At 42.1% G+C, this 13,308-nt stretch carries 16 protein-coding genes and 1 pseudogene; 8 read left to right on the top strand and 9 right to left on the bottom strand.

The window, feature by feature from the left end; all coding sequences use genetic code 11:
- The first annotated feature begins 9 nt into the window (after positions 1-9).
- The gene (locus ACI35L_RS11950; RefSeq protein WP_049671913.1) at positions 10-372 is read left to right on the top strand and encodes a hypothetical protein; all 363 of its coding nucleotides are present in this window, start codon (positions 10-12) and stop codon (positions 370-372) included.
- Between the two features lie 95 nt (positions 373-467).
- Here the strand turns inward: ACI35L_RS11950 and ACI35L_RS11955 are convergent, their stop codons facing one another.
- The 3 genes and pseudogenes from ACI35L_RS11955 to ACI35L_RS11965 form a co-directional block, all read right to left on the bottom strand.
- On the bottom strand, positions 468-932 hold the full coding sequence (locus tag ACI35L_RS11955; RefSeq protein ID WP_439803014.1) for a GNAT family N-acetyltransferase: 465 nt from the start codon (positions 930-932) through the stop codon (positions 468-470).
- Positions 933-1,017: 85 nt separating this feature from the next.
- On the bottom strand, positions 1,018-1,368 hold the full coding sequence (locus ACI35L_RS11960; protein ID WP_049671911.1) for a YciI family protein: 351 nt from the start codon (positions 1,366-1,368) through the stop codon (positions 1,018-1,020).
- 421 nt (positions 1,369-1,789) lie between these two features.
- A pseudogene (locus tag ACI35L_RS11965) lies at positions 1,790-2,323 on the bottom strand (DUF2199 domain-containing protein); the annotation flags it as partial.
- A 132-nt stretch (positions 2,324-2,455) separates the two neighbouring features.
- Between ACI35L_RS11965 and ACI35L_RS11970 the strand changes: the two are divergent.
- From ACI35L_RS11970 to ACI35L_RS11985, 4 genes are all read left to right on the top strand, one after another.
- Positions 2,456-3,682 (top strand): metallophosphoesterase family protein, encoded by a 1,227-nt coding sequence (locus tag ACI35L_RS11970; protein ID WP_049671910.1) that lies wholly within the window; start codon positions 2,456-2,458, stop codon positions 3,680-3,682.
- 15 nt (positions 3,683-3,697) lie between these two features.
- Positions 3,698-6,670: an AAA family ATPase gene (locus ACI35L_RS11975; RefSeq protein WP_439802966.1), complete on the top strand. Its 2,973-nt coding sequence runs from the start codon at positions 3,698-3,700 to the stop codon at positions 6,668-6,670.
- 65 nt (positions 6,671-6,735) lie between these two features.
- Complete coding sequence (yhaM, locus tag ACI35L_RS11980) at positions 6,736-7,674, top strand: 3'-5' exoribonuclease YhaM (RefSeq protein WP_439802967.1); 939 nt, start codon at positions 6,736-6,738, stop codon at positions 7,672-7,674.
- An 89-nt stretch (positions 7,675-7,763) separates the two neighbouring features.
- Positions 7,764-7,943, top strand: coding sequence for a sporulation YhaL family protein (locus ACI35L_RS11985; RefSeq protein ID WP_049671907.1), 180 nt, complete (start codon positions 7,764-7,766; stop codon positions 7,941-7,943).
- Between the two features lie 32 nt (positions 7,944-7,975).
- Here ACI35L_RS11985 and ACI35L_RS11990 read toward each other — a convergent pair whose 3' ends face one another.
- Positions 7,976-8,827: a peptidylprolyl isomerase gene (locus ACI35L_RS11990; RefSeq protein ID WP_049671906.1), complete on the bottom strand. Its 852-nt coding sequence runs from the start codon at positions 8,825-8,827 to the stop codon at positions 7,976-7,978.
- Positions 8,828-9,116: 289 nt separating this feature from the next.
- On the opposite strand from ACI35L_RS11990, the gene ACI35L_RS11995 reads away from it, so the two are divergent.
- Positions 9,117-9,203: a YjcZ family sporulation protein gene (locus tag ACI35L_RS11995; protein WP_049671905.1), complete on the top strand. Its 87-nt coding sequence runs from the start codon at positions 9,117-9,119 to the stop codon at positions 9,201-9,203.
- Positions 9,204-9,244: 41 nt separating this feature from the next.
- Positions 9,245-9,331, top strand: coding sequence for a YjcZ family sporulation protein (locus ACI35L_RS12000; RefSeq protein WP_049671904.1), 87 nt, complete (start codon positions 9,245-9,247; stop codon positions 9,329-9,331).
- A 47-nt stretch (positions 9,332-9,378) separates the two neighbouring features.
- Here ACI35L_RS12000 and ACI35L_RS12005 read toward each other — a convergent pair whose 3' ends face one another.
- The 3 genes from ACI35L_RS12005 to ACI35L_RS12015 all read right to left on the bottom strand — a co-directional run bounded on the left by ACI35L_RS12005 (position 9,379) and on the right by ACI35L_RS12015 (position 10,854).
- A complete protein-coding gene (locus ACI35L_RS12005) occupies positions 9,379-9,567 on the bottom strand; it encodes a hypothetical protein (protein WP_439802968.1) in 189 nt (62 codons plus the stop codon).
- Positions 9,568-9,782: 215 nt separating this feature from the next.
- Positions 9,783-10,361: an HTH-type transcriptional regulator Hpr gene (locus ACI35L_RS12010; RefSeq protein WP_049671903.1), complete on the bottom strand. Its 579-nt coding sequence runs from the start codon at positions 10,359-10,361 to the stop codon at positions 9,783-9,785.
- A gap of 127 nt (positions 10,362-10,488) precedes the next feature.
- A complete protein-coding gene (locus ACI35L_RS12015; protein ID WP_049671902.1) occupies positions 10,489-10,854 on the bottom strand; it encodes a YtxH domain-containing protein in 366 nt (121 codons plus the stop codon).
- A gap of 261 nt (positions 10,855-11,115) precedes the next feature.
- Between ACI35L_RS12015 and ACI35L_RS12020 the strand changes: the two genes are divergently transcribed.
- A complete protein-coding gene (locus tag ACI35L_RS12020) occupies positions 11,116-11,301 on the top strand; it encodes a hypothetical protein (RefSeq protein ID WP_049671901.1) in 186 nt (61 codons plus the stop codon).
- Positions 11,302-11,361: 60 nt separating this feature from the next.
- On the opposite strand, the gene ACI35L_RS12025 is transcribed toward ACI35L_RS12020, so the two are convergent.
- Both ACI35L_RS12025 and serC read right to left on the bottom strand, forming a co-directional pair.
- Positions 11,362-11,880 carry a tryptophan transporter gene (locus tag ACI35L_RS12025; protein ID WP_049671899.1) on the bottom strand — a complete coding sequence of 173 codons (519 nt, stop codon included), beginning with the start codon at positions 11,878-11,880 and terminating at the stop codon, positions 11,362-11,364.
- A gap of 114 nt (positions 11,881-11,994) precedes the next feature.
- Positions 11,995-13,077 (bottom strand): 3-phosphoserine/phosphohydroxythreonine transaminase, encoded by a 1,083-nt coding sequence (serC, locus tag ACI35L_RS12030; RefSeq protein ID WP_439802969.1) that lies wholly within the window; start codon positions 13,075-13,077, stop codon positions 11,995-11,997.
- Positions 13,078-13,308 lie beyond the last annotated feature (231 nt).

Consider the following 13,308-nt stretch of genomic DNA (forward strand, 5'->3'; position numbering starts at 1 on the left):
GTCATAGTTATGAAAAAAGCAGTATATTGGATGATTTGGACGCTGGTTCTTGTCGCTATTAACATTGGAGCATTTCCTATAGCACTCTTTTCGCTATTTGGAACAGCTGAAGGAACGAGCATTTTTTCAATTGATTATTTAATTGCCTTTTCTATTATTCTATTAGCGAATATCATTTCCGTTCAATTATTCATTGCTATACGAAAACAGGATCAAAATGGATTTTTGATTGGTTTAGTTCTTGCTATCATGGAAGTAGGCTCATTTGTACTCCTCATTAATAGCACTGCGGACTTTATGGTTTGTCTTGCTTTAGCAGCCGTTAGTATGATAGGAGGAGTCATTCTGCTCATTCGGTCTTTTGTCCGTTAAATATAAAGGAGCTATTAGAAGGCGCTTGTCCTTTTAGAATAGCTCCTTTTCCTTGTTGATAATATCGCCCCACAACAATACACCTATAGATACGGTTAGAGCTTCAGCTTTAAACCTTCATGCGTTGCTTTAAAGCCTAATCGTTCATAAAATCTTAGCGCGTCTGGTCGTTGTTTATCCGTTGTCAGCTGTACTAAGCGGCAACCGCGTTTTCTTGCACGCTGGATTGCCCATTTTATAAGCTCCGCACCAACGCCCTTGCCTCTTACAGAAGCCGCTGTTCTTACTCCTTCAATAGTCGCTCTCCATCCGCCCTGATGGGTTAGATAAGGAGTAAAGGTGATTTGCTGTACCCCAATGACTTGATCATTGCCATCATAGGCTACTACTAATTCGTTATTAGGGTCATTGACGATTGCCTGAAAAGCGTTTATGTAACTACTAGGAAGCGGGTGCTCATAACGCTCGCGCTTTCTCCCCAAAATGTCGTCAGCAAGCATGGCGATGATTGTATCTAAGTCACTTTCTACAGCAAGCCTTACCTTTATTTCAGTCTCCAGTCAAATCACCCCATAATAGATATTCTTTATGGCTGCTCCATAAGCAGAAAAGAAAAAGTCTGTTTCCCATTCGCTGATGCCTAAATTAAAATACTTGGCGCAATTCAATCTGTCCTTCTCCAAATCCTTGAGGGTCCGGCATACGCATTGCCCAATCGATGGCCTCCTGTCTCGACTTCACGTCAATTAGGATGAACCCTGCAATCAGCTCCTGCGTTTCTGTAAAGGGGCCTTCAGTGACCACGGGCTCTTCTCCGGGACGCGGAAATGAGATACGGATTCCTTTTGAGCTTGGATGAAGTCCTTTAGACATAACCCGCACGCCTGCCTTAACTAATTCCTCATTATACTTTGTCATAGCCTCCATAAGCTCAGGACTAGGAAGGTTACCGGCTTCCGAATTCTTCGATGCTTTTACAATCAACATAAAGAGCATGAAATTCCCTCCTTCTCATTTAGAGGCAAGCTGCCTCTTTCCTAATAAGAGTTCAACAGCGGAGGAGATGAATCCTCTATGAATTTCTGCTTTATTAGTTAATGAAATAATCAAAGGCAATCCAATAAAAGAGGAGGGCACATATGAACCAAAGGATTGAGCCCTTCCGCTGTTTTGGTTTGATGATAAATTGTTCGATTGAGCTTAGCAGAAAGTTCGTGCCAAGGAGAAAGTGTATAATTGCCATAGAACTCAGAGAATCATTATTCCAAGTTAAAAACAATGTTAATACTATGCCGATACATATGGTTAATTGTGCATACATGAGCGGTTTAACTGTGCGATTAGTCTTTTCAAAAAAGATGCCGATTGTTTTATTGAGAAAAGAGTTCATCGGTCTTTCCCTAAAGTCCTTTTGCAGTTCATTTTTTTGCTGCTGTTCTCCATCACACAACTCTTCGGCTATTTGCTTTATACGCTCCATTGAGACTCCCTTTCTTTGTTCAATGGCTAATGGATGGTTAGTTGGTTCGAGTTCAATATACGGTTTTATCCCAATTGAGCGGGTATGAACCATCGTTTTTAAATGAATCGTTTCTGGATAGCAGGGAATAGAAGTAGATAGCCAGCCAAACATCGGTTCAAGAACTTCTTCTCTTCCTTCGGTATCCCAATAATCAATTAATCTATAGAAATTAGCTTCGCTTAATGAGACCCAGACATCCCATATGAATTGTTTGTCACTACCAATGACAGGAATTTCAATGCATCCCCGAACGAAAAAATGTTCATTGTCAATCACACACACATCTTGATTGATTTCCACTCGACTTTTCTGATGTTCAACGGATAGTTCATCATAATAATCAGGAGCAGGGCTTCCGTAACTCATTGGGAGTTCATTATGATATTTCTTGCAGCAACTGCAAAAGTATCCTTCAATTTGTTGATTCATGATTTATCCTCCAAAAAAACAGCTATTGTTTTATTCGATATACGAGGAAAACATTCCTTCTTCCTTGGAGAGTTTACCTATGAAGGACAAGGCAGCTAGCGTCTTTTGTAGTAAAATAGGGAGAGGGAGTGAATGAAAGTGAAAAATATAACATTTATCCATGCGGCCGATCTTCATTTGGGCGGCATGTTTTCTGGATTTCGGCATCTGCCGGATACCTTATATGAAAAGCTGAGAACGAGCAGTTATGAAGCATTAAGGAATTTGATTCAAACAGCGATAACGGAGAAAGTAGATTTTGTCATCCTGGCAGGGGATATTTATGATGGGAATGACCGCAGCCTTAAGGCACAGATTCAGTTCCAAAAGGCGATGGAGCAGTTGAATAAGGAAGGTATTCCTGTATATCTGATTCATGGCAATCATGACTTTCTTGAAGGAAACTATTTTAATCTGTCTCTTCCGCCTAATGTCCACATATTTGGACGAGAGGTAGAGGTTAAGGAGCATGTGAAGGAGGATGGGACATCGTCTATGCTTTACGGCTTCAGCTATGGACAGAGACATATAAAGGAAAGGATGATTGAAGGCTATATCAAGCAGCCATCAGGGGATTTTCATATCGGCCTCTTGCACGGCAATCTTGATGGGGAAACGGCCCATGGAAATTATGCTCCTTTCACGAAGATGGAGCTAGTGCAAAAGGGATTTGATTATTGGGCATTGGGACATATTCATAAACGGATGCTTGTTCTAAATGAGCCATATGCTGTATACCCTGGATGCCTCCAAGGCCGGAACAGGAAAGAGACAGGAGAGAAGGGGTTCTATCTTGTTCATTTATCTGAAACAGAAACGAAACTTGATTTCCGCCCAGCTTCTGTTCTGAATTGGCAGGAAGAGACGGTGGAAGCAAGCGGACTCGAGATGAATAGGCTTATTCAGCACATCAACGAGCGGAAGGAGCATTATCGTCAAGCGGGCAAGGACATCCTTCTTGAGTTGATTCTGGATGCTTCAAAGGCCAAGGAAGAAGACTGGCTTTATTCAGATATGGACGAATTGCTTGAAGCTGTGCAGGAGGGAGAGGAGGAAGAAACTCCGAGGGTTTGGATTCACACGATGAAGCTAATCCCGCCTGCTTGGATGGATGAGGGCACGGATGAAACTCAGAGCTTTTTAGCTGAGCTATTAGATGTTTCGGCAGATCTCGGCAAGGAACAATTCGAGGAGCTTATAGCCCCTCTTTTAACTCATTCGGCTGCAAGAAAGTATGTGAAAGGCTGGGATTACGCTTCACAGAAGGAAATTATCCTAGAGGCCAATATGGAATTGGTGAAGCGATTAAATAGCAGATAAGGAGACAGAAGACCGTTGATTATTAAGAAAATACATATATTTGGATACGGGAAATTCGAAAATTATCAACTAGATCTCTCCTCTGGAATCAATGTTCTTTATGGGGAGAATGAGGCAGGCAAGTCGACGATTTTTTCATTTATCCATGCCATGCTTTTCGGCTTTCCGCAGAGAAGTCAGAATGCCCCCTCCTATGAACCGAATGGAGGAGTGAAATACGGCGGCAGACTGACGGTTGAATGGCCGGCGAATGGAGAAATCACCATTGAGCGAATCAAGCATACGCAGGGCAGTGAGTGCAAGCTATATCAAGGTGGTCAGTTCATCGGTCAGGAGGAGGAACTAAAGGAGCTTCTTAAAGGAATTGACCGGGATTTCTATGAATCCATCTATTCCTTTAACTTAGATGGGATTAGAGAAATTTCCCGTCTAAATGAAGAGGAGCTTGGACGATACTTATTTTTTGCCGGCATGTCTGGAAGTGAACGGTTGTGGGATTTGGAGAATGGTCTTCAAAAGCAAATGGAGCTCCTCTTTAAGCCGAGCGGTAAGAAGCCGGAGTTGAATCAGAAACTCGCAGAGATGAAAGAAAGCACGAGGCAATTGCAAAAGGCCAAGGAAAGCGAAAATGAGTATAATGAGTTCCTCCATCATCAGGAAAGGCTTTCGAACGAAATAGCTGAACAGCGGACACGCTTGGAGAAAATAAGAAGCCATTTGATTCATTTAAAGGACTGGAGGCGCCTTTTGCCAAGCATTCAGGAACTTTCCGGCATTAACGGCAGGCTGAGTGAATTAAGGGAGAGGCCTTTTCCTGCCGGCGGAACGAAAAGGATGGAGACCATTGAAGCCGAACTGGTGGCGAAATCCGCCATGCTGAAAACGCAATCGACTAAATTATCTGCCTTGAAGGATGAAAGGCAAAAGCTTACCTATCAGGAGGACTGGCTTCTTAAGGAGGCTGAGGTCCAGCAAATGGAACGTCCTATAGAGCATTGCGAGTCACTGGAGGAAGAAATAAGGGCTAAATCAATTGAGTTGAAGCATTTAGATGCCCGTATGTATAAGCTGCAGGAAGAATTGCATATGAATTTAGAGGAGGAGACAATTGCCTCTCTTGATACGAGTGTTTTCCGTAAAGAGGAAATCAAGAAGCTGGAGCTTGAAATGAGCACCCTCAAGAAACGGAAAAGTGAACTGGATTTCCAATTTGAACAGGAGAAATTGAAGCTTGACCAAGTGGAAAAGACAATGGAGCTCTATGAAAGCAAGCTTTTGCCGGATGGGGAGAGAGCGAGGCTTGAAGAAAGGCGCAAGACCTTCAAAGAATCGTCCGACTCATACAATTTGGAGGAAGTGCGGGAAACACTTGAGCGATTGAAAAACCGGCGTGAGAAAATCTGGACAAAAGAACAGAAAATGAGGAAGAAACAAAAGCGATTTTCTAATCTCGCAGGTATTCTGCTTATTCTGACAGCCATCCTAACCATGTTCAGCGGGAAAGTACTGCTTGGTACCGGGATTGGACTCGGAGGAGTTCTGCTTATCTTCATTTGGAGGCAGTTCCTTGGCAGTTATACGAAATCTAGTGAGCTGGATGAAGAAATCCTCTTTTATGAGGAAAAGCTGGCAGGCTTTTCAAACCGTGTTCAAAGGCAAGGAGATAATGGTTTGACAGACAGACTTCTCATGGAGGATGCGGAGAACCGTTTGCAATATGAGAGGGAGAAATATCGGAAAGAACAGCAGGATGAAATTTTCGAAGGTTTAATCCAAGCATTTGAGAAGTGGGAACAGGAGAAGCAAGCCTGTGAAAGACGCTTAACCGCCCTTGGGGATGAATGGTTCATTCCGCGGGAGATTTCGAAGTCTATGCTCTCTGAGGCATTGGACCGTCTTGAAAGCATGAAGGATATTATTCTGGAGAAAAACAAGCTTCAATCCTCCATAGAGGAAAACCGTCAAGTGATTGTCGCCCTTAGCACTAAATTAAATAAGCTTGCTGAGGATTTTCATGTCAGCACTGAACAGTCAAGGAGAGAGATCTATCGTCAAATCAAGCAGAAAATGGATGAAGTCATCCGAGTAAGGAATGAAGCGAAACGTCTTGATGATCGGATTGCTGATTTGACGGAGGAGAAAGAGCCGCTTGAGGAAATATGCGAACATCTGCAGGCAGAGCAGGCAGCGCTGCTGAAGGAAGCGGGCTGCGATTCTATTACAAGCTTCTATCAGTTGGGCAAGGAATCCGAAGAACGAGAGCAGCTCGTAACAATAAGACGCCAATTAATGATTCAGCTTGGTGAATTCTCAGATAGTGAGCATTATTTGGATACAAGTGCTGCTAAGCTGGATGAGCAAATAGCGAGTGCCGAGGAGGATAGTTCGTCTGTTGAGCAGCAAATTGAGGCAGGCCTTCAAGAGCTTGCCAAGGTTCAATATGATATTAAGAGGCTTGAGGAAGATGGAACAGTGGAAGCCTTGCAATTCCATCATCAACAACTGCTCGAGGACTTTCAGGTACTGTCGCGGAAATGGGCGAAGCTTGCTGTGGCTAAAGGCATTCTTCAAGAGGCTATCACGAAATATAAGAATGAGCGCTTTCCCGCCATATTGGAGAAATCCAATGAACATCTGTATTATTTGACCAATGGCAAGTACGAAAGGCTTGTATTCTCAAATGAGGGGACAGGGCTGATGCTACAAGATAGCCAGGGAGAATACATTCCTGCCCGGGATCTGAGCAGAGGTACAGCAGAGCTTGCTTATGTATCAATTCGTCTTGCATTAGCTTTAACCATTGAAGGACGAAAGGATCTTCCGATTATGATGGATGACACATTCGTTAATTTCGATGATAGACGAACGGAGCGGGTTCTTTCCTTGCTGAAGCAAATTGGACAAGAGGAGCACCAGATTCTCTTTATGACTTGCCATCAAAAAATCAAGGAGCAGTTTACTTCACATGAAGTGATCTCCATAGGGTGATAAACAACGAAAACAGTTGCCTAGCATGCTATAATATAAAAGGAATAGACTGGGAGGGATTTAAGATGAAGGGAATTGCCCATTACGAGGTAGGAGATACAATCGATCTCCATTTATTCATAAAGAATGCGATCAAAGGTACAGCCAGCAACGGCAAACCTTTTTTATCATTAATATTCCAGGATAAAAGCGGGGAAATTGAAGCAAAGCTTTGGGATGTAAAACCTGAGGACGAACAAATTTATGTTCCGGAGGCAATCGTCCGCGTTACTGGAGATGTACAGAACTACAAAGGAAAGCTCCAGCTGCGCATTCGTGCCATCCGATTGAAATATGATAATGAAGCGGTTAATATCGGAGATCTGCTGCCAACAGCTCCAATTGGCAAGGATGAAATGGCTGATACCATTACGAAATACATATTTGAAATGACTAATCCGAATATCCAGCGCATTACTAGGCATCTGGTCAAGAAGTATTCAAAGGAATTTCTTGAATACCCGGCTGCGACGAAGAATCATCATGAATTCTTCTCAGGGCTTGCCTATCATGTCGTCTCCATGCTGGATTTGGCTAAAGCCATTGCAGAGCTATATCCATCCTTGAATAAGGATTTGCTGTATGCAGGTGTTATCCTTCATGACCTTGGTAAGGTGATGGAATTGAGCGGGCCGATTGCTACTACTTATACAGTTGAAGGGAACTTGCTCGGTCATATCACTATCATGGTCAATGAAATCGGCAAGGTGGCCGAGGAACTCAATATACAGGGAGAAGAAATCCTTATACTGCAGCATATCGTGCTGAGTCATCATGGCAAGGCGGAATGGGGAAGCCCGAAACCGCCATTGGTGAAAGAGGCTGAAATCCTGCATCACATCGATAATTTGGATGCGAAGATGAATATGATGGATAGAGCGCTTGACCGCGTGAAACCGGGTGAATTCACTGAGCGCATCTTCCCGCTTGATAACCGCAGTCTCTATAAGCCATCCTTTAAATAAATACGGACGAAAGTTTTCCTCATAAGAGCGGATAAGCCGCATATAATGTTTGAAAAGGGCCTGTCCCTTAAGAAAGGGAGAATGTCTTCGTGCCATTTTTCATGTGGTTCATCGTCGCAGGAATTTTTGTCAGTGCTTATATGACCATCAAATCAATGAGAGAAGACAGAGAAATTGATGAAGCCTTCATAGAGGATGAGGGGAAGGTATACATCGAACGAATGGAAGAGGAAAAGAAGAAGCGCACATTAACAGATGAGGCAAATTAAAAAACTCGGCTGATCAGCCGAGTTTTTCTTTATTAAAAGGCGTCTTCCAAATCTTTATCCTTCACATCGATTTTTGCATCATCGATTACTTTTTGAATAGCTTCTTGGGCTTTTGTAGAGTCTAGTTTAGCGGTCTTAACGCTTCTCTCTACATCAGCTTTTGCATCTTCAAAGGAAGGACTGTCGTTTTTGACGCGATCTGTCACTTGAATGATATGGAAACCGTAATCTGATTGTACAGGGTCAGAGATCTCATCCACCTTCAATTTATAAGCTGCATCCTCAAAGGCAGGCACCATCTTGCCTACACCGAATTCACCAAGGTCTCCGCCTTGTTCTTTAGATGCCTCATCAGTGGAGTATTCTTTAGCCAAATCAGCAAATTTTTCGCCATTTTCAAGCTTTTTCTTTACTTCTTTCGCTGTTTTTTCATCTGCTACAAGGATGTGTCTGGCTTTAAGATTGACTGTATACTTGTTCTCATAATAATCCTTCAGCTCATCTTCTGTGACATCGACTGTTTCGAGAGCTGCTTTCTCTTGAGCAAGCTGATATTTAAGCTCTTCCTTGAAGGCTTTTTCATCTGCATAGCCGTTTTGAGCAAGAGCACTTTCGAAGTTCTCACCAAGGTTAGCCTTTGTTTCTTCAAGGCGTTTGTCGACTTCCTTGTCACTTACCTTATATTGATCGGTGAAGACCTTTTTGTAAACAAGCTCTTGAAGTACTTGGTCCCCATATTTGTCCTTCAATTCCTCATAGAATTCATCTTTCGTGATATTGCCTGATTTTGTTTCTGCGATTGTCTCATCAGAACCGACATTGTTGCAGGCACTGAGGCCGATAAGTGTCGATACGGATGCTACTGTGATTAACCATTTCTTCATCCCTTACACTCCTTTTAGCATATTGCCAAAACATCCCTTTATCTTTAACAAGCATAACTATACCACAATTCCTCTGCTAAAAAAAGGATAAGGAGGCTCATTTACCTTATAGGGCTTATGAGCATAAACAATCTTGACATACCATGCATAGGATATAGGGACAGGAAAAAAGACAGGCGGTTCATAAAGAATTGGTCTTGTCAAAAAAGTGAGCATATGAGTAATGTGCCCATTCCTTTCTTACCAAGCTTGAATAGGATAGGGTAGCAGCTCAAAAGGAGGTGTTATCATGGGTCAGAACTACGGAGGAGGATTTGCCTTCATCGTCGTACTTTTCATTTTGCTCGTGATTGTTGGTGCGTCTTGGATTTACTAAGAAGTAAACCAATCCATTGTGATTGAAAGGAGGATACAACAATGTCTGGAGGATATGGCGGAGGTTTCGCTTTATTGGTTGTTTTGTTTATCTTGTTGGTCATCATCGGGGCATCCTGGATTTGCTAATCAAAGATTTCCGGAAGAAGAAAGACGAGTGCTTAGGCATTCGTCTTTTATGCTGTATATAGTATTTCGAGATAAGTTGAAACTAGCAGGATCGTGATTAGGACATTGATTGTACGATAAAAACTATCCTGTTTTTCTTCTGGAATCTCTTTCTTTATACAGAAGCTGGTGGATAGCTTATTAATATAATACAAGAAAAAGAGAGCAAATAAGGAAAACCAAATAAGAATTATCATCCTGCTACCCCCCTTGGCGCTGTTATCTCTCTTACATTATCAAAAAATTGCCTACACTGCAAAGACTATGAGGATGAAAAACGGTTTATTATCAGTTCGAGGAAAAGGTTGGTTTATTTTCTTGTTGAGGAAAAATATGTGAAGAAATGAACAAGGCGTTTTAAGGTAAAAGCGGATGTAAATTTAGGTCCGCTTTTATCGGGAATGCCCCTGTGTTATTGTATTGGTTCTTTTTCTGGATGTTCAATCTTTTCGAGAAAACCGTTCTCATCTGTAAATTCATGTTCAAGATTAGCAAAAGATTTTTCGAAAATATTCATGAAATCATCCCCGTAAATATTCTTAACGATGGCCATCATTTCCATCATATCCGGGAATTTACCGTATAGCTCCTTCAACGGTTGTGCTCCTAGATAAACAGAGTTCTTGGAGGAATCAAAGACTTTAACAATTTCAAGCAAAAGTTCGACCCCTTGATCTGTCAATTCAATATACGTATTCCGTTTGTCATTTTCCTTTTTGGAGAAACGAAGTAGTCCGCGTTCTTCAAGCTTCTTCGAGAAATTGAATGCGGTTGATACGTGCATAACTCCGAATTTCGCCACATCGGAAATGGAGGCTCCCTTTAAATGATAGGCAATCCAGAGAATATGGTGTTCATTAATATTCAAATTATAGGGCTTGATCCATTGCTGCCAGTCTTTTTCGATTGCTTTCCATAAAGCCTTGCTCAACTGTGCCACACGCTGAGTGAATAACATGGCTTCTTTCACTGAATTCAAATTTTCAGACATGATTCATTCACCTACTTTTCTTTTTTTCATTATTATCCTTATAAAATATTAAATAACAAAAAAGGTAATTTGCCAAATATTTAGAAACTTTTTCTACAAATTTCTATCAATTTTCCTCTATAATGTTTTATTTTGCCGGCGTTGGTGTAATAGCTGCTTCAAGTTCGTTAATGGCTGTTTCCACATCCTTGATTTGTACCTGTATCGCATCGGTATGCTGTTTTGCATCTGCATTCCATTCCTGGATCAATTCTTTTACATCCTTAATGAACATATTGACTTGTGCTTTACTCACGTTGGCGGCTGATATACAGTCATTTTTCAATTGGATGACCGCTTCTTGGACATCTTGAAGAAGGAGGACGGTCTCATCCTTTGTTTCCTTCAAATTTGAACGTACTTCCTTGCCGGATGCAGGGGTGCTGAGCAGTACACCAACTCCGGCTACGGCGAAACCAGATATGAATCCAATCGCTAAAGATTTTGCTTTCATTGTTATTCACCCCAATTTATTCTTCCTTTTACAGATTTCTACATAAACATAAAAATCCCTTTAAAAAATAGTCCTTATATTAAACATTTCCTTTTTTTATATTATTTTAAACGTTAATTGTTATTTTCGGAAACTATTTTTGCCAAAAAATTCATGGTTTTTTTCATAAACTTGCCAAAATGGTCTTGGAATTAGCTTTCTCATATCAAAAACAAGCTGTGCATAATATGAGTAAAGAATGAATGAAGGAGGATAAATAATGTGGCGGCTCTTGTCTTATTACTCATTTTAATCAGTGCTTCTTTCGGTGTTATGCTTCATTCTGTTTATGTGATTGGAAAGGGAGGGGTGTATCCTTCAAAGAAAATTCTTAAGAAGAGATTGCAGCTAAGCGGGGGCGCCTTTCTGGCGGCAGCGGTCCTTTTATTGGCGACGTGGATCCTATAGAGGTGGGATGTACAGGGATTAAAAAAGAGGATAACGGCTTCGTTATCCTCTGGGTATTATTTATGATGTAATTACAGCATTGGTTCGTTTCAGAATACTTGATGCCATTGGATAAATAACAGCCATTGCAACGGTGTTAATGACAAGGGCAGGAAGAATAGCTCCGGCAGCCAATGTCAAAAATGGTCCAGGCAGGCCGACAAGTAAATAGGCTGATGTTAAGAAAATCGTTCCCGAAATCAGTGTGCCGACCAAGGTTAAGGATAGGCTGGCAACTGCGGGTTTAACAAATTTCGTAAGCAATTTATAGACTGCATAAATAATCAACGCTGTTATAATCTTATCAATGATATTGGGTATTTGTCCTCCTGGAAATGAGGTAGTCAAACCAGAAATAATTCCAGTGACTGCGCCTATTAATAGCGCATTCTTCAAGTCTGGCAGTAAAAAGATGCCGAGAAACATCATAAGAAGCATTAAGTCCGGCTTCATTCCAAAGACAAACCCAGGTACAATCGTGTGCAGAACGGCACCGATTCCGACTAGCAACGATAAAGTTACTAATGATTTCGTATTCATTTTTATCTCTCCTCTTCTAAGCTCAACTAACTATTTGCTTTTTCGGATGTGCTCTCTATGCCAGCCGCAAAAAGCTTACCCAGATTATAACATCATCACCAGAAAGAATACAGCCTAACTATTGATTTTTTTGAATTTTACCATAAAATCTGCCAAGGCCTGGCAATGCTCATGTGGAACGGCATTATAGATGGAGGCCCTGCAGCCGCCGACAGAACGATGACCGCCAAGCCCGATAAAGCCCTCATTGGCAGCCTCCTGAAGGAATTGCTTCGTCAATTCGTTTGTAGGCAGGGTGAAGGTAATATTCATATTCGACCGGCTGTCTTGATCGGCATGTCCGGAATAAAAACCGTTACTTTCATCAATCGCATCATAGATCAGTTTGGCTTTCTGCTGGTTTTGCTGCTCTATCTGGGCCACGCCGCCCTTATCCTTAGCCCATTCTAATACTAAAGATAAAAGGTAAATGGCCAAGGTAGGCGGTGTATTATACAAGGAATTGGAGCCCGCATGAGTTTCATAAGAAAGCATCGTCGGCAAGCTGTCATCCTTTTGGATTAAATCTTTGCGGATGATGACCACCGTTACCCCGGATGGGCCGAGATTCTTCTGTGCCCCCGCATAGATAAGCCCGAACTGGGAAACATCTATTTTCTTGCTCAATATATCACTCGACATATCAGCGATAAGCGGAATCTGATCCGTCTGCGGATACTCCTTCCACTGCGTGCCGTATATCGTATTATTGCTCGTCAAGTGGACATAAGAGGTATTCTCTTTCCACTGAATATCGGAAAGCGGTGGAATGGCATGGTAACCGGATTCTTTCGTGGAAGCTGCTATCTCTATCGGACCGAGTTTTTTGGCTTCCTTCAAGGCCTTCTCAGACCACGAACCCGTAAGGATATAGCTTGCCCCGCGCTCCTGGTCAAGTAAATTCATCGGAATCATCGAAAACTGCAGGGAAGCTCCTCCTTGAAGGAACAGAATCTCGTAATCCGCAGGAATCTCCATCAGCTCTCTCAGCAGCCCGCTCGCTTTATCATGGACCCTGCTGTACTCCTTGCTGCGATGGCTCAGCTCCATAACAGACATCCGGCTCCCCTCGAAGTCAAGAAACTCCTTCTGTGCCTTCAATAACACTTCCTCAGGTAAAGCGGCCGGTCCCGCATTAAAATTAAACGCTCTAGCCATATGAAAACTCCCCTTCCTCATGCAATCTGTATCCTTATTGTTAAATCAAGGCGTGAATATGACAATTTTACTGAACAATCAAAGGAAAGTAAATGTATATTCTGATAATTTCGCCAATTGGACACAGAAGGGGGTAAAAGGGGGGTATCTGTAAGCGATGGACCACCCAGTGCTCGTGCAAAGGGTGGACATCGTCAGAGAAAGCCCACCCAAAACCCATAGAAAGGGGGG

Origin of the sequence: Pradoshia sp. (assembly GCF_051873915.1) — a bacterium.
In the GTDB taxonomy this organism is placed as follows: Bacteria; Bacillota; Bacilli; order Bacillales; family Pradoshiaceae; genus Pradoshia.